Source organism: Aestuariibaculum marinum (genome assembly GCF_014596975.1).
Lineage (GTDB): Bacteria > Bacteroidota > Bacteroidia > Flavobacteriales > Flavobacteriaceae > Aestuariibaculum > Aestuariibaculum marinum.
In genome coordinates this window covers 320,214-337,356 of record NZ_JACVXD010000002.1, presented here as the reverse complement: position 1 = coordinate 337,356, position 17,143 = coordinate 320,214, and the positions used below count along the sequence as shown (strand labels likewise).

The 17,143-nt window shown below is 34.3% G+C and carries 16 protein-coding genes; 9 read left to right on the top strand and 7 right to left on the bottom strand.

Annotated elements, in window-relative coordinates:
* The first annotated feature begins 109 nt into the window (after positions 1 to 109).
* Positions 110 to 541: a TerB family tellurite resistance protein gene (locus ICJ85_RS05415; RefSeq protein WP_188222759.1), complete on the top strand. Its 432-nt coding sequence runs from the start codon at positions 110 to 112 to the stop codon at positions 539 to 541.
* Positions 542 to 762: 221 nt separating this feature from the next.
* Here the strand turns inward: ICJ85_RS05415 and ICJ85_RS05410 are convergent, their stop codons facing one another.
* The 4 genes from ICJ85_RS05410 to metG all read right to left on the bottom strand — a co-directional run bounded on the left by ICJ85_RS05410 (position 763) and on the right by metG (position 6,935).
* Positions 763 to 2,889 (bottom strand): Tex family protein, encoded by a 2,127-nt coding sequence (locus tag ICJ85_RS05410; RefSeq protein ID WP_188222758.1) that lies wholly within the window; start codon positions 2,887 to 2,889, stop codon positions 763 to 765.
* Positions 2,890 to 2,969: 80 nt separating this feature from the next.
* Positions 2,970 to 3,674 (bottom strand): OmpA family protein, encoded by a 705-nt coding sequence (locus ICJ85_RS05405; RefSeq protein WP_188222757.1) that lies wholly within the window; start codon positions 3,672 to 3,674, stop codon positions 2,970 to 2,972.
* A 111-nt stretch (positions 3,675 to 3,785) separates the two neighbouring features.
* Positions 3,786 to 4,256, bottom strand: a complete 471-nt coding sequence (locus ICJ85_RS05400; RefSeq protein WP_188222756.1) for a lipocalin family protein — start codon at positions 4,254 to 4,256, stop codon at positions 3,786 to 3,788.
* A gap of 624 nt (positions 4,257 to 4,880) precedes the next feature.
* The gene (gene metG / locus ICJ85_RS05395) at positions 4,881 to 6,935 is read right to left on the bottom strand and encodes a methionine--tRNA ligase (RefSeq protein WP_241739492.1); all 2,055 of its coding nucleotides are present in this window, start codon (positions 6,933 to 6,935) and stop codon (positions 4,881 to 4,883) included.
* Between the two features lie 110 nt (positions 6,936 to 7,045).
* Between metG and ICJ85_RS05390 the strand changes: the two genes are divergently transcribed.
* On the top strand, positions 7,046 to 8,056 hold the full coding sequence (locus ICJ85_RS05390; RefSeq protein ID WP_188222754.1) for a S66 peptidase family protein: 1,011 nt from the start codon (positions 7,046 to 7,048) through the stop codon (positions 8,054 to 8,056).
* Here ICJ85_RS05390 and ICJ85_RS05385 read toward each other — a convergent pair whose 3' ends face one another.
* A complete protein-coding gene (locus ICJ85_RS05385; protein WP_188222753.1) occupies positions 8,057 to 8,803 on the bottom strand; it encodes a TerB family tellurite resistance protein in 747 nt (248 codons plus the stop codon). It lies immediately after the preceding gene.
* Positions 8,804 to 9,010: 207 nt separating this feature from the next.
* Between ICJ85_RS05385 and ICJ85_RS05380 the strand changes: the two genes are divergently transcribed.
* From ICJ85_RS05380 to ICJ85_RS05365, 4 genes are all read left to right on the top strand, one after another.
* Positions 9,011 to 9,421, top strand: coding sequence for a BrxA/BrxB family bacilliredoxin (locus ICJ85_RS05380; RefSeq protein WP_188222752.1), 411 nt, complete (start codon positions 9,011 to 9,013; stop codon positions 9,419 to 9,421).
* Between the two features lie 128 nt (positions 9,422 to 9,549).
* Entirely contained in the window at positions 9,550 to 10,284 is a 735-nt protein-coding gene (locus tag ICJ85_RS05375) for a lysophospholipid acyltransferase family protein (protein ID WP_188222751.1), read from the top strand.
* A gap of 15 nt (positions 10,285 to 10,299) precedes the next feature.
* Positions 10,300 to 11,301, top strand: a complete 1,002-nt coding sequence (locus ICJ85_RS05370; RefSeq protein ID WP_188222750.1) for an acyl-ACP desaturase — start codon at positions 10,300 to 10,302, stop codon at positions 11,299 to 11,301.
* Positions 11,302 to 11,366: 65 nt separating this feature from the next.
* Positions 11,367 to 12,020 carry an HD domain-containing protein gene (locus tag ICJ85_RS05365; RefSeq protein ID WP_188222749.1) on the top strand — a complete coding sequence of 218 codons (654 nt, stop codon included), beginning with the start codon at positions 11,367 to 11,369 and terminating at the stop codon, positions 12,018 to 12,020.
* Between the two features lie 4 nt (positions 12,021 to 12,024).
* On the opposite strand, the gene ICJ85_RS05360 is transcribed toward ICJ85_RS05365, so the two are convergent.
* Positions 12,025 to 12,897 carry an AraC family transcriptional regulator gene (locus tag ICJ85_RS05360; protein WP_188222748.1) on the bottom strand — a complete coding sequence of 291 codons (873 nt, stop codon included), beginning with the start codon at positions 12,895 to 12,897 and terminating at the stop codon, positions 12,025 to 12,027.
* Between the two features lie 620 nt (positions 12,898 to 13,517).
* On the opposite strand from ICJ85_RS05360, the gene ICJ85_RS05355 reads away from it, so the two are divergent.
* The 3 genes from ICJ85_RS05355 to ICJ85_RS05345 all read left to right on the top strand — a co-directional run bounded on the left by ICJ85_RS05355 (position 13,518) and on the right by ICJ85_RS05345 (position 16,208).
* Positions 13,518 to 14,117 carry a hypothetical protein gene (locus ICJ85_RS05355; RefSeq protein WP_188222747.1) on the top strand — a complete coding sequence of 200 codons (600 nt, stop codon included), beginning with the start codon at positions 13,518 to 13,520 and terminating at the stop codon, positions 14,115 to 14,117.
* A gap of 471 nt (positions 14,118 to 14,588) precedes the next feature.
* The gene (locus ICJ85_RS05350) at positions 14,589 to 15,185 is read left to right on the top strand and encodes a hypothetical protein (RefSeq protein ID WP_188222746.1); all 597 of its coding nucleotides are present in this window, start codon (positions 14,589 to 14,591) and stop codon (positions 15,183 to 15,185) included.
* Between the two features lie 408 nt (positions 15,186 to 15,593).
* Entirely contained in the window at positions 15,594 to 16,208 is a 615-nt protein-coding gene (locus ICJ85_RS05345; protein ID WP_188222745.1) for a hypothetical protein, read from the top strand.
* A 147-nt stretch (positions 16,209 to 16,355) separates the two neighbouring features.
* Here the strand turns inward: ICJ85_RS05345 and ICJ85_RS05340 are convergent, their stop codons facing one another.
* Complete coding sequence (locus ICJ85_RS05340; RefSeq protein WP_188222744.1) at positions 16,356 to 17,138, bottom strand: enoyl-CoA hydratase/isomerase family protein; 783 nt, start codon at positions 17,136 to 17,138, stop codon at positions 16,356 to 16,358.
* Positions 17,139 to 17,143 lie beyond the last annotated feature (5 nt).

Sequence of the window (17,143 nt, the reverse complement as noted above, 5' to 3'; positions counted from 1 at the left end):
CTCTTAAAGGTTATTTATTGATGAAAAAAACAGATTTTCAAACTGTTTTTTATGAGAAAATTGCCAAAAAATATGTACGTTTGCAGCACTTTAAAAACAATTAAAACATATGTCGTTTTCAGATTTATTTGATAGTGGGTTTAAAAAGCGTAACGAAGATCATTTCGCTGCTATTGTTCGCGTAGCAATGGCTGACGGATTTATTTCTTCTGATGAAAGAGCCTTTTTAGACAGATTAGCAAGAAGCTTAGATATTAGTGAAGCTGATTATAACTTAATATTACAAGATTATAAATCGCATCCTATTAATCCACCACACGATTACGAAAGACGTTTAGAGCGTTTATTCGATTTAGCTCGTATGGTTTATGTAGATCATATTAAAGGAGATCTTGAGGAGTTATTACTTCGAAAAATAGCTGTAGGTCTTGGATTTCATCCTGAAAACGTAAAATATATTGTAGACAAAGCATTAACACTTGTAGGTAACGGTGTGGACTTAGATACGTTTATGAAGGAAATTAAAAATATGAATAAGTAATTATTCTATTGTTAAAATAAAAAAAGCGAACCAAATTGGTTCGCTTTTTTTATGGCTTAAAATGACTTCACGCTATTTTTACTTCATCCATACTTTTCATTAGTTGTATTAATTATGGCATTATACTCTTCTAAACTTAAAAACTGCGGTACGTAGGTTTCTCCTAAAAACATCAACATACGAAACCCCAGTGATGAACAAAAAGACACAAAGTTTTAAGCTTATTTATGAAGCTTTAACTGAATGCGCTTTCGCGGAATATCTACCTCTAAAACTTTAACAATAACCTGCTGATGCAAACTAACGTGTGCATTGACATCGCTCACAAAACTATCAGATAAATTTGACAAATGAATTAAACCACTTTCTTTTACCCCAATATCAACAAAAGCTCCAAAATTGGTAATATTATTAACGATTCCAGACAGCAATTGACCAGCTTGCAAATCGTTAATCGTTTTAATATTTTGATTGAACGTAAATACTTTTGCCTGCTCTCGAATATCCAATCCTGGTTTTTTAAGTTCCTTTATGATATCATCAAGTGTGGGTAAACCAATAGTTTCAGTGCAGTATTGTTTTAAATCTATCGCATTTAGTACAGACTCGTTACCAATTAACGATGTTACCTCTTTACCTAAATCTTTCGCCATTTGCTCTACAATACGATAACTTTCAGGATGAACCGCCGAATCATCTAATGGATTTTTAGCCGATTTAATACGTAAAAAAGCAGCACCCTGCTGAAAGGCTTTATCGCCCAATCGTGGCACTTTTTTAATCGCTGCCCTGGATTTAAACATGCCGTGTTCATTTCTGTAATTAAAAATATTCTCCGCCAGTTTTGGTCCAATACCAGACACATAACTCAATAAACTTACACTTGCTGTATTGATGTTTACACCTACTGCATTCACACAACTTTCAACAACCGTGTCCAGTTCCTTTTTTAATTTTGTCTGATCTACATCATGCTGATATTGCCCTACGCCTATGGATTTCGCATCAATCTTTACCAATTCTGCCAACGGATCCTGCAAACGACGACCAATAGATACTGAACCACGTACGGTAACATCATAATTTGGGAATTCCTCATGTGCTATTTTTGACGCCGAATAAATACTGGCACCTGCTTCGCTCACCACAAACACCTGCATATCATTTTTAAAATGAATTTTACGCACCAAAGCTTCGGTTTCTCGGGAAGCTGTTCCATTACCAATGGCAATCGCTTCAATTTTATAAGCTTCACAAAGTGAACTCAACTTTTTAATAGCTCCTGTACTATCACTTTTTGGTGGATGTGGATAAATCGTTTCGTTATATAATAAACTTCCTTGTGCATCTAAACACACCACTTTACATCCAGTTCTAAATCCAGGATCGATTGCTAATACCCGCTTTTCGCCTAACGGAGAACCTAACAATAATTGCTTTAAATTTTTAGCGAATACTGAAATTGCTGAAGCATCAGCTTTTTCCTTTGCTAATTGTAAGGCTTCATTAGACAAGGCTGGTAATAACAGGCGTTTATAAGCATCCTTAATAGCTAATTCTATCTGTTCTGCACAGGCATTATTTGAACGAATAATACGACCCTCAATTTTTGTCAAGGCACGGTCATCGTCAATTGAGATTTTCACCTTAATAAATCCTTCTGATTCTGCGCGCAAAATTGCTAACAACCGATGTGATGGTATACGACTTAAGTTCTCTTCCCAATCGAAATAATCGCGAAATTTTTGCGTATTTTCATCTTCGGCTTTAGTCTTAACCACTTTGGTTGTAATCATAGCAAAACGCTCCATTTGATAACGGATATTGTTCCGAACATCGGTACGTTCGTTAATCCATTCGGCAATAATATGGCGAGCGCCCTCTAAAGCTTCATCAACTGAGTTAACCTCTCCTTTTACATATTTAAACGCAATCGACTCCACATCATTCGCATTCTGACTCATAATGATTTTTGCTAAAGGCTCCAACCCAATTTGACGGGCTTTTTCGGCTTTAGTTTTTCGACTTTTCTTAAAAGGAAGATATAAATCCTCTAAAGCTGTTATATCTTGGGTAATCTCAATTTTATGCTGAAGTTCTGAGGTTAATTTACCCTGTTCTTCAATAGCTTTTAAAATCGCCGTTTTGCGTTTTTCTAAAGCTTCAAATTGCTCTTTATATTTTACAATTTCTCCAATTTGAACCTCATCTAAATTTCCAGTACGCTCCTTTCTATACCGGGATATAAAAGGTACAGTACAATCTTCATTAAGTAAGTCTACCGTGTTTTTTACTGAAGATTCTGGTAATTGGGTTTGTGAGGTGATATATTGAATTAGTGAAGTCATTACTTTAGGTTTATTGCAAAAAAAATCTCGTTTTCAAAGAAACATTGAAAACGAGATTTAAGCAAACATAAGTTTATTTTTTATTCGCCAGCTTCATTTTTGGCATCTTCAATCATTTTTTCATTTGGAACAATAGCAACGTTTACACGACGGTTTTTTGCACGACCTTCAGCAGTAGAATTATCTGCAATTGGTTGTTCTTCGCCAAACCAATTTGTTGTTAATCTTCCTGAAGAAATTCCATTAGCCTTTAAATAAGAAGTAACTGCATTGGCACGATTTTTAGAAAGTGTCATATTGTACTCAGCTGCTCCGGCACTATCGGTGTGTCCAACAACCAAAATATTAGTATCTGGATACTCTTTAAATACCCCTATAAGTTTATTTAAAGTTGCTTGAGAAGCAGCATTAATATTATATTTTTCAGTATCAAAATACACACCACTCGTTTCATCGAAAGTTACAACAATACCTTCGTCTACACGTTCTACCTGAGCTCCTGGTATTTCTTCTTCAATTTGTTGCGCCTGTTTATCCATTTTATTACCAATAAGTACTCCGGCACCTCCGCCAACAACGCCACCGATAACAGCTCCTAATTCGCCATTACCTCCTTTTCCAACATTGTTACCTATAATGGCTCCTAAAATTGCTCCACCAGTCGCGCCAATAACACCACCTTTTTGTGCATTATTAGCATTTTGGATCGACTTACAGCTGGTTGCTGCTACAACCAATGCTATGGTTAAACTTAAAACTCCTATTTTGTTAATTAACTTTTTCATATTCATGTTTCTTTTTTAAAGATTGCAAGTATAAAGTTATACGTTTTAAACGATAATCGAGATATGATTACCAAGAAAATTCTTTCGATATTTTTTCCTAAAAATCAATAATTATAATTTATCGAAATTCATAGAAATAGTAAAGGGCTGATTGTCTACAATTACCGTTTGTTGCCATTGCATCTGAGTGTCTGACAATGATGTTAAACTCAATCTAAAACCCTTATTTGTTTCAGAATTACCTTTCTCATCGGTTGGTTTTAATAAAAAGTCGTAAAGTCCGGTTGTTTTATCAACCTCATCAATGGTAAAAATAAAATGACGATCGCCAGATTCGCAAGCGTATTTACCAATGGAATACACACCTGTGTTATTATTTGGAATAAACTGCCAGGTACTACCTTCAAAACAAGATTTTGAAGCATCATTTAACAAAGTGACATCATAGGTTCCTGCTTTACTATAAGTAATAGTATTTAAGCTCCAGTTCCCTTTAATTACTTTTTTAGATACTCTAACGGTTTTCGATCCACCACAGGCCATCATTGTTACGGCCACAAACAATAAAATGATTCTTTTCATATTCAATTTTTTAATAATTAATAGCGTACACTAATATACGAAAGGTTAATGGTTATAGATTATATTTTAATCAAATAACAGCTTAAACCCCCATATAAAACTACATGTTTCACCCTTTAGACCCAAAAAATTGAGTTTAGTAACATCAAAAAAATAAAAAAACAGATAACTCGAATTGAATTATCTGTTTTTCAAATATGTATAAATAAAAAATTGTTCCTAATATTTAGGCTACCTTTTTAAGCATATCGAAACAAGGGCATTTTTTACAACGCTTATTCTCTCCCTTTTTGTATTTCTTGCAACAACTGGTCTTTACCTTTTCTGGAAGAACTATACCTGCTGCCTCAAGTTTCTCTAGCTTTTTAAGTGCTTTCTTTTTTTTCTTTTTACCCAAGAGTCTATGAATAAATATTTTACCTCGAGGCAAATATATTTATTTTTATTAAATCTAAATAAGATAATATGTTAAAAATTGAACATTACATCTCATCAAAAGTATTCTTGTAAATTTTATCTTCCGTAAACACTTTTAAATTCCTATAATTTTGAGTCTACATCAAAAAAAAAGTCACATACCAGGTATATGACTCTCTCTAATTAACTTAAGATTTATTTTAAATACTAACTAATTTGTAATCCGTTAGCAACATTCGAGTCGTCAGGGTTAACAAATACCAGTTTACCTTCGGCGTTCTCCGTCATTAAAATCATACCTTCACTTTCTACACCACGTAACTTTCTTGGGGCTAAGTTTACTAAAACAGTTACCTTTTTACCAATTACTTCTTCTGCTGTAAAGCTTTCTGCTATTCCTGATACAATTGTTCTGGTATCTATACCTGTATCAACTTTTAAAACGAGTAATTTTTTAGCTTTAGGCATTTTCTCCGCTTCGATAATCGTTCCTACTCGCATATCAAGTTTCACAAAATCATCGAACGTGATGGTATCTTTTTGTGGTTCAACCGCTTTATTAGCCGCTTCGTTAGCCTTTTTACTCGCTTCTAATTTATCTAATTGAAACTGAATCGTTTCATCTTCAATCTTTGTAAATAGTAATTCTGATTTTCCAATTTGATGACCTTCAGGAAGTAATATGTCCTTTTCTGAAACCTCATCCCAACTATTTACATTTTCATTAAGAGCTAAAATACCTTTTAGTTTCTCTGAAGTAAATGGTAAAAATGGCTCACTTAAGGTTGCTAAAGCCGAAGCTATTTGTAGCGCAACGTACATGATGGTTTGTGTACGGGCTTCATCTTCCTTTACCACTTTCCAAGGTTCTTCATCTGCTAAGTACTTGTTACCTAAGCGCGCTAAATTCATTAACTCTTGTTGCGCCTCTCTAAAGCGGTAACGCTCCACAGAACTGGCAATCACACCCGGGTATGCTTTAACTGCTGCTAAAGTTTCTTCATCAATTTTAGATAACTCGCTTGGGGCAGGAACCACACCATTGTAATATTTGTTAGTTAACACTACCACACGGTTAATGAAGTTTCCAAAAATGGCTACTAACTCGTTATTATTTCTAGCCTGAAAATCCTTCCAGGTAAAGTCATTATCTTTTGTTTCCGGAGCATTAGCCGTTAAAGCATAACGTAATACATCCTGCTGCCCAGGGAATTCTTTTAAGTACTCAGGTAACCAAACCGCCCAGTTTTTAGAGGTCGATAATTTGTTACCTTCTAAATTTAAGAACTCGTTGGCCGGAACGTTATTCGGTAAAATATAACTACCCTCAGCCTGTAACATAGCCGGGAAAATAATACAATGGAATACGATATTGTCTTTACCTATAAAGTGTACCAACTTGGTATCCTTATCTTTCCAATACGGCTCCCAGTCTTTACCTTCGCGCTCAGCCCATTCTTTAGTTGATGAGATGTATCCGATAGGTGCATCGAACCATACATAAAGCACTTTTCCTTCGCCTCCTTCTACAGGCACAGGAATTCCCCAATCTAAATCGCGAGTTACGGCACGCGGACGTAAACCATCGTCGATCCAGGATTTTACTTGTCCGTAAACATTCGGTTTCCAATCTTTTTTATGTCCTTCTAAAATCCATTCTTTTAAAAACGCTTCATGCTTATCTAAGGGTAAAAACCAGTGTTTAGTTTGCTTTAATGTTGGCACATTTCCAGTTAATGCCGACTTTGGATTAATTAAATCTGTTGCATTTAAACTCGTTCCACATTTTTCACATTGATCTCCGTAAGCTTCTTCATTACCACATTTCGGACAGGTTCCGGTAACAAAACGATCAGCAAGAAACTGATTCGCCTTTTCATCGTACAATTGCTCGGTTGTTTCTTCAACAAACTCTCCTTTATCGTAAAGCGTTTTAAAGAATTCTGAAGCCGTTTCGTGATGAATTGGTGCCGAAGTACGAGAATAGTTATCAAACGAAATACCAAACTCTTCAAAAGACTGCTTAATTATGGCGTGATATTTATCTACGATATCCTGTGGTGTCACCCCTTCATTTTTGGCTTTAATAGTAATCGGCACACCGTGCTCGTCACTTCCCCCTATAAAAACTACATCGTTTCCTGTTAATCGTAAATAGCGCGCATAAATATCGGCTGGTACATAAACCCCTGCTAAATGCCCAATATGAATAGGCCCGTTAGTGTACGGTAATGCCGAGGTAATTGTATATCGTTTTGACATTGTTATTTCTTTTTTTGCAGCCACAAAAGTACACATTTTTATGCGATAATCGCACGTTTAAAGTGATTAGACACTCTTCCGCATTTAGAAAAAAAATGTACATTTACCTTATGTCAAAAATCTCAATACTAAGCCTAATGTTTTTTGCTGTCGTTTTCTTCGGAAAACTTGATATGTCAGCACAAAATAATGCAACAAATACAGCGAATACTTTGATACAACCTCCATACCTGAAACCTGGCGATACCGTTGCTATTGTGGCAACTTCCGGCATTTTAAAAAACAGAACTGACGAAATTGATAAAGCCAAAGCGTTATTAAGCAGCTGGGGATTACACGCGATTGTAGGGAAACATGTTTTTAATCAAAACAACCATTTCGCTGGAACTGATGCCGAACGCTGGAAAGATTTACAGGAAGCTATGAACGCTCCAAACATTAGTGCAATTTGGTGTGCACGTGGTGGTTATGGCGCTGTTAGAATTCTTGATAAACTGGATTTTACAAAATTCAACGAGAAACCGAAATGGCTGATTGGCTTTTCAGACATTACGGCATTACACAATTTAATGCACGTTAAAGGGTACGAAAGTATTCATGGCATGATGTGTACCAGCCTGCAAGACGAAAACGAAAACATTCCTGAAACTATTGAAACCTTTAGAAAAGCTATTTTTGGTGAATCGCTATCATATAGTATAAAAGGTTCAAACTACAATAAAGAAGGCTTGGTAACCGCACCAATTGTAGGTGGAAATTTAAGTTTACTGGCCAGTATGTTAGGTTCAGACACTAGTATTGACACTACCGGAAAAATCCTGTTTATTGAGGAAATTGGTGAATACAAATATCACATAGACCGCATGTTACAAAGTTTAAAACGTGCCGGATATTTTGACCATTGTGCCGGAGTGCTTATTGGTGATATGACCAGAGTAAAACGAAACACCACACCATGGGGCTCCTCTACAGAACAATTGATATTAGATGTGCTTAAAGACTACGATTTCCCAATCGCATTCAACATGCCTGCAGGCCACGAAAAAGATAATCGGGCGATTTATTTAGGGAAATCAGCTCAACTAATCGTTTCTAAACAAAAATCGACTCTTCAATTTTAACTAAATAAATCCGCGTTCCTTTTGCAACTGTTCGTATGCCCTTTGTACCTGACGAAACTTCTCTTCAGCACCTTTTTGGTGTTCCTCACCTAAATGAATCACACGATCTGGATGGTATTTTTTTGCCATTTTTCGGTAAGCCTTTTTTATATCGTCATTGGTTGCAGACTTATCAATTTCTAAAATTTTATAAGCATTATCAGCCGATTCGTAGAACATCGCCTTAATGCTTTGAAAATCGTAAGAACTTATTCCTAAATACCCCGCCATAGTTTGAATAACCGACACTTCACTTTCAGTAACCACACCATCAGCCTTCGCTACACCAAATAAAAAATGAATAAGTTGCAAACGCGACGGATGCTGCATCATTTGCCTAATTTGCATACACACCTGTCTTGTAGATATATTCTTCTGCTTATTTATTTCTTTAAACAACCTAAAAGCATGGTTCGCACGCTCCTTACCGTACATATTCGCGAAATGTGTACGCACATAATCCAACTCGCGCTGATCTTGCTTACCATCCGCTTTAATAACAATAGATGCTAAAATTAATAAGCTAACTTCAAAATCACCTGGCTGCGTTACCGGCCGTTGTCTGTAGCGCTGTTGTGTATCTTGATGTGTTTCCGAGCCATTTCCCATCGAGTCAACTATGCCTCCTAATGCCAATCCTATAATAGCTCCTATGGGGCCTCCAAACGACCATCCTAAGGCCGCTCCTATCCATTTTGAAAAATTCATGTAAGTATAAATATGGTTTAACGTCAAACCTACCAATCGTTTCTTTCATTTTAACAAGAAACATGTTAAAGCAGGTTCACACTCACTGTTTTAATGATTGTGAAAAAATGAGTGTAAATATAATATTTGTTAGTAGATTGAAAGTGCTAATTGTTACACAATTGGTATCTTTGCAGTCTAAATTTGTTAATTTTTAAAAATTAAAATATGTATCCAGCAGAATTAGTAAAACCAATGCGTGAAGATTTAACCAAAGTTGGTTTTGAAGAATTACATACTCCTGAGGCTGTAGATGCTGCCTTAGCAAAAGAAGGAACTACTCTAGTTGTAGTAAATTCTGTTTGTGGTTGTGCCGCTGCCAATGCGCGCCCAGGTGCTAGAATGAGTTTACAAAATGCTAAAAAACCAGATCATATCGTTACTGTTTTCGCAGGAGTTGATAAAGAAGCGGTTGCACAAGCAAGACAACATATGGTACCATTCCCTCCAAGCTCTCCAAGTATGGCTTTATTTAAAGATGGGGAATTAGTACACATGTTAGAACGTCATCACATTGAAGGTCGTCCTGCAGAATTAATTGCAGAAAACCTTGTTGATGCGTACAACGAACACTGCTAATACCACAAAATATTAGTTTTAAAAGCCACGAATGTATTCGTGGCTTTTTTGTTTATAAACTGTCATGATCCTAAAAATAACAACTGCATCGCTATTTATTAAGCATAGTTTTTACTTATTTTTGCGGCATGTTAAAATTATTATCATACCCACTAACGGCTATTTATTACCTGTGTTTTTTCTTAACACTGGTTATTTTCCATCCGATTCAATGGATTTGTTTCAACCTGTTCGGTTATCAGGCGCATAAATTAAGTGTAGATGCGTTACAGTATTGTTTAATGCTTTGTGGCTATGTATTAGGCACCCGTTTTTCGTGTATTAACGCGCATGATATTCCGAAAGATACGCCCATTATTTTCGTAGCTAACCATCAAAGTTTACACGATATTTATCCTCTAACCTGGTACATGCGTAAACACCATCCAAAATTCATTAGTAAAATTGAATTAGGAAAAGGGATTCCGAGTGTATCTTATAACTTACGCCACGGTGGTGCTGCCTTAATCGATCGTAAAAACCCGAGACAATCTTTGCCTGTACTAATGAAGTTTGGTGAATATATTGAAGCCAACAAACGCGCAGCCGTTATTTTCCCTGAAGGGACTCGAAGTAAAACGGGAAAACCTAAACCATTTCAAACAAAAGGTTTAGAAGTGTTATTAAAAAAAATACCCTCGGCTTACGTGGTTCCTGTAAGCATTAACAATTCATGGAAAATGTTAAAATATGGTAAATATCCAATGGGATTAGGGAATCATGTAACATTTACCATTCATAAGCCTTTAAAAGTTAGTACCTTTGCAAATAAAGAAGAGCTTATAAATAGTATAGAAACTACTATTACAAACAGTATTCACTAATAAAACCCTAGAAAAATGTCGTTAAAGAACGTGAGATTAGAAGTGATGCAGTTTTTGGAAAAAGACGTTGATGCTTTAATGGAAAAATATTTAATTCCGATTGAAAGCATATGGCAACCTACCGATTTTTTACCAAATTCAGAAACTACAGATGATGCCTTTTTTGAGGAGGTACGCGAAATAAGAGAATTAGCAAAAGAATTACCATACGATTTCTGGGTGGTTTTGGTTGGTGACATGATTACCGAAGAAGCCCTTCCAACGTACGAGTCCTGGCTTATGGACGTTGAAGGTGTTAACCAAGTGGATAATGGTGGAAACGGCTGGTCTAAATGGGTAAAACAGTGGACAGCCGAAGAAAACCGCCATGGCGATGTGCTTAACAAATACTTATACCTTTCGGGACGTGTAAATATGAAGGAAATTGAAAAAACCACGCAATACCTTATTGCCGATGGTTTCGATATTGGTACCGACCGCGATCCTTATAAAAACTTTGTGTATACCAGTTTCCAGGAATTAGCAACTTATATTTCACATAATCGTGTGGCAAAAATCGCTAAAAAGAATGGAAATAAGCGATTGGCTAAAATGTGTCAGATTATTTCAGGAGATGAAATGCGTCACCACCATGCGTATTCAGACTTTGTAGATCGTATATTTAAAGTCGATCCAAGCCAGATGATGATGGCGTTTCATTATATGATGAAACAAAAAATTACCATGCCGGCACACTTCTTACGTGAATCGGGAGATAAAATAAGTACTGCTTTCGAAGAATTCTCGAATACAGCACAACGTATTGGCGTATATACTTCAACAGATTACGTAGATATTCTTCAAAAACTAATCGATCGTTGGGAAATTGATAAAATTACCAACCTAACCGATGAAGCCGAAAAAGCAAGGGATTACTTAATGAAGCTTCCTTCGAGAATGTATCGATTAGCAGATAGAATGAAAGTTCCTGAAAACTCATACCAATTTAAGTGGGTTGAACCAGCAACTGTAAAATAATTACAACATATATGTTTATTTAAATTCCTTTCTTTACCGAAAGGAATTTTTATTTTTATGCTATTATGAACAACGACAATATCATCAATCTTACAAAAGCCTTTGTAAAAGACACTTTAGTGCACGCCGAAGGCGGACACGACTGGTTTCACACCTTACGCGTTTACAACAATGCCGTTCTTATAGCCAAACAAGAACCTGTAAATCTTTTTATTGTACAGCTTGGTGCTTTATTACATGATATTGCCGACAGTAAATTTCATGATGGCGATGAAACTATTGGTCCTAAAATAGCACGTGAATTTCTGTTTAAGCACAATGTAGACTCTACTATTATTGAACATGTGGTTCAAATCATTGAAAACATCTCCTTTAAAGGTGGTAATGAGGCCCAAAATTTTAAATCTCGCGAACTGGATGTGGTACAGGATGCTGACCGATTAGATGCTATTGGTGCTATTGGCATTGCACGTTGCTTTAATTATGGCGGATTTAAAAACCGTGCACTTTACGATCCTGAAATAAAGCCTAATTTAAATATGAGCAAAGAGGAATACAAAGCTTCCACAGCTCCTACCATCAATCATTTTTACGAAAAATTACTATTACTTAAGGATAGAATGCATACCAAAACAGCGCAAAAAGTAGCTACCGAGCGTCATATATATATGACTCAGTTTCTAAATCAATTTTATAACGAGTGGAACGGCCTAAAATAATAGGTTACCCTATCATCATTTTAATTTCCTTACGGTAATTCGAGGCACTTTTCCCCACAATCTCGTTAAACTGCTTATTGAAATGCGAAAAATTATTAAATCCGCATTCAAAACAAATATCTGCGATACTCATCTGGCTTTCGTTAAGCAATTTGGTTGCATGTACTACACGATACTCATTTACTAATTGCGTAAATGTTTTTCCCGTAGCTTTTTTAAAGTACCTACAAAAGGCAGGTACAGTCATGCTTACTTCTTCGGCAATTTCATCTAAGCTAATATGTCTCTGGAAGTTTTTATTCACATATTTATAAATCACATCTACCTTAGAACTATCCTGAGCCTCGGTCTCGAACGAAAAACCATCGGCGTTTAATATGGTATAATCATCAGTAGTTGCCAGGTAATCTAAAATCTCTAAAAATTTAAATACACGTTTAAGACCTTGATACTTTGTTAGCTTCTCTATTTTAGGACCAATTTTCTGTTTGGTTTCTACTTTAAAACGAATTCCTTTTTTAGCACGTTCAAAAAGCGATACAATATTCGCCATTTCGGGCACTTCAAGAAAATCGTTTCCTAAAAAGTTAGACTTAAACTGTATTGTAGTTTCTGTTCCGTTAGCGGTTAACCTATCTGTAAACCCGTTATGGGGTAAATTAGATCCGATTAATATTAACTGACTATTATTAAAATATGATAAATGGTTTCCTATATGTGTCTTTCCTTGCCCCTTATTTATATAAATAAGTTCTAATTCTGGATGAAAATGCCAGTAGGCAAAGCTCTTATCTACATTATCGACATGTTGCTTAACTAATATCGAACTACCAAAACTTGGAGTAAGCTTTCTGAATGTTGGCTTTTTATTAATCATAACAAATTGGGTTTAAAGCAAATTTACAACATATAACAGTGCAAACATATTTTTTATTATCTCAATTATGTGTTATTTTAACTTCACATTGATTTAACATTTAGTTAACAGTTAATATAGCATATAAATACGATAAATTAGTTGTTTTCTTAACACTTAACCTGTGGTATATTTGTATTGTTGATTTATGATAACAACGCGCTCTTAAAACCATTCGTAATTAAAGCGATATTTTTTAAGAACATTTAAATTTTGACATTAAGAATTTCTAAAAAAAGAAATTTCGATATACAAATAACTCGATACAAGAGTTTACAATATTCATTAATAATTAGTTTAATGTCTTATTTAGTTTAGTTGGTAAAGTGAGCTGTGGTGGCTCACTTTTTTTTGCACTATTTTAACTTCAATAATCCTATAAACTAAAATCTCATGTTAATTTCACACAGCTAAACAAACATTATATGCTTAATTAACCCTAATTTACACTAATTTTTCATATAAATAACAAAAAAGCATACTTATTGATAAAATAGCATATATATTCGTCAAAAATGTTGTTTTTCAACCTCTTACTCTACCCTATCTTTGTACCGTTGAACAATTTAAAACAACACATTATGAAAAACGCAGTAAAAATTTTAAAGAATAGTCTTTTAGCATTAGCATTATCTACTTCATTAATTAGTAGCGCTATCGAAGTTTCTGTGTCTACAATCAATGATGAAATTACAAATACAGCATTTACTCTTAATAATGTAGAGGCTGGAGATTTGTTATCTATAAAAGATGTTAATGGAGCTACCTTATATAGTGAATCTATTAAAAAAGCAGGAACGTATAAAAAAGGATTCGATTTATCTGCTTTACCAAACGGTAACTACTTTTTTGAAGTAGAAAAAGCATTAGAAATTAAAACCGTTCCTTTTACAGTAAACTTTGAAAATGTAACTTTTAACAAAAACCAAGAAACAATAACATACAAACCTTTCTTAAAGCAAGACAATGGCATGTTATTTATTTCTAAACTTGCTCCTCAGCACGAAACGTTAAAAATTAACATTTATGCAGATCATAATAGTGAGTACGAATTAATCCACTCTGAAAAAATAAAAGGAATACAATCTATAGAACGTGTTTACAGATTAGAGAAAGGTGGTAACTATAAGTTAGTCTTCATCTCTAACGATAAAGAATATACAAAATTCATTAATAATTAGTTTAATGTCTTATTTAGTTTAGTTGGTAAAGTGAGCTGTGGTGGCTCACTTTTTTTTGCCCTAATTTAATTTTAAGATCTAACCACTTATTCCATATTTAATTAATTGGCAAGCATTATTCTTCTATTCCAGACACAGGTTATTATAAATAACCTATATCACTCTTTAAATAGAACCTATTCTTCTAAACTTTACAGAGCACTATAATTACATCATCCAACCTTACTTCCATATAGTATTTTAACCTGTAGTCCGAAACAATCTAAATTCTATAAGATTTACCAGGTTAAAATAACACAGCAAAATCACGATTATATAAATATTTAACCTCAACATATGCTATTTTACCTTTACATTAATTTAACATAGGATTAATTGATAAAATAGCACACAAATACGTCAAATACGATGTTTTCTTAACCTGATATCCGTCATATCTTTGCCTTGTTGAACGTTGAAAAACACATTATTATGAAAAAGACAATTAACGTATTAAAGAAAAGTATTTTATTATTAGCTGTTTCTACATCTTTATTAAGTAACGCTAGTGATATTACCATTTCAACAAATGCAGACGCAATTTCTAAAACAGCCATTACATTAAACCATGTAAAAGCTGGTGATATTTTATCTATTAAAGATAACTACGGTGTTGTTCTTTACAAAGAACAAATTAAAGAAACCGGAACGTATAAAAAAGGATTCGATTTATCGGCTTTACCTAACGGCGAGTATATTTTCGAAATCGATAAAAACTTAGAGGTAAAAACGATTCCTTTCACTGTAAATTTTGAAGAAGTTTACTTTAACAAAGAAAAAGAAAGCACAAGCTACAAGCCTTATGTAAGACAAGACAATGGTATTGTTTATATTACAAAATTAGCTCCAAAGCAAGAAGCTTTAACCATTCACATTTACACAAACAACAATAGCGAATACGAATTAGTTCATACAGAAAGAATTAAAGGTGTTCAATCTATTGAAAAAGCATACAAATTAGAGAAAGGTAACTATAAATTAGTTTTTGTCTCTGATAACAAGGAATACACGAAATTCATTAATAATTAGTTTAATGTCTTATTTAGTTTAGTTGGTAAAGTGAGCTGTGGTGGCTCACTTTTTTTTTTGTACTATATTTAAATTTCTACAATAAAATATTCAGATTAAAATGAAATTCCAGATAGGAGTTTCATCCTTTAAATAAAAACTCACATTAAGATCTTTGGATGTTCTATTCTCACCATATACTTAAAACAAACTGTTGCTACAACACTAAAAAGTGAGAATATTTTATGTAAATTCTTGTTTTTAATGTAGTTATATACTCAATTAACTACATTATAAACCAAATTGACTTAACCTAAATTTCACGATAAAATAACGGATAATTTAGTATATAAATTCATCAATTTCAGTGTTTTACCAACAGAATTCCCGAAGTATCTTTACACTGTGAAACGTTAAAAACACCAAATCATGAAAAACGTATTAAACAACACAAGAAAAAGATTCTTAATGGTAACAATGTTTGCTACCTTGTTAAGTTTCGCGAACGACGCAGCATTATTTACAATTAAAGATGATGCTAAGAAGACTTCTGTAACGTTAAGTGATGTTAAAGCAGGCAACCTATTGTCTATTAAAGATGATAACGGAATGATTTTATATAAAGAGCTAATTCAGAAAACCGGAACGTACACGAAAGGATTCGATTTAACTTCGCTTCCTGATGGTAGTTACTTTTTTGAATTAGATAAAGATGTAGAAATTACTACTATCCCATTTACTGTAAACGACAACACAGTAGACTTTCAAAAAGAAATGGAAAGCACTATGTTTAAACCGGTTACTAGAGTAAAAGGCGAGATGGTTTATATTTCTAGATTGTCTTTAAACAAAGCTCCTTTAGAAATCAATGTATATTTTACAAGTGAAGATGGTGCACCAGTTCCAGAATTAATGCATTCTGAAACTATTACAAACACCGAAAATGTTAGTAGAATATTCAGACTTTCAGGGTTAAACAAAGGTGACTATAAAATTGTTTACAAAACTGAAGGTAAAGTTTTTACTGAAGAAATCTCAAATTAAAACACTACAAGAAAACATTTAAAACAACTAAAAAGGTGAGCTAAATAGCTCACCTTTTTTTATTAAAAATAATTTTAAAGCCCTTCTTTATAAATATCATACAGGGTATGTAACTCGGGTATCTTGCCGTTTTTAAAATATAGAAGTTTACTCTCCGGTAAAATTGGCTTTACGCTTTTCTAAAAAGGCAGTAGTTCCTTCTGTAAAATCGGCTGTTCCAAAACATTTACCAAACCCTTCTACTTCAACATCGTAACCATTAACCCCTGATTTAAAATTAGCATTTACAGCATCAATAGCAGAACTAATGGCAACCGGAGAATTATTACAGATTTTATGAGCTATTTTTTCACAAAGCGGAAGTAGTTCCTCTTGCGTAGTTACATAATTAACCAAACCATAACTCAACGCTTTATTAGCATCAATCATACCTGCAGTCATAATCATTTCCATAGCACGTCCTTTCCCTATTAACTGAGGCAAACGCTGTGTACCACCATAGCCAGGAATTACACCAAGAGACACTTCTGGAAGTCCCATTTTAGCATTATCGCTAGCGAGTCTAAAATGACAGGCCATCGCCAATTCAAGTCCGCCTCCTAAAGCAAAACCATTAACAGCTGCAATAACAGGCTTCGATAAGTTTTCAATAAAATCAAATAAAATGGTTTGTCCATTAGCAGCCAACTGTGTGCCTTCTTCCACCGAAAAATCCGCGAATTCACTAATATCGGCCCCTGCAACAAAGGCCTTATCTCCACTACCGGTAATGATAAGTACCTTTATAGCCTTATCTACCTCTGCAGCTTTTATAGCTTTATGTAACTCTTCAATGGTCTCCTTATTAAGTGCATTGAGTTTTTTAGGACGATTAATAATGATGGTTGCAATGCTATTATCTGCTTCTAAAAGAATATTATTGAATTTCATAATGT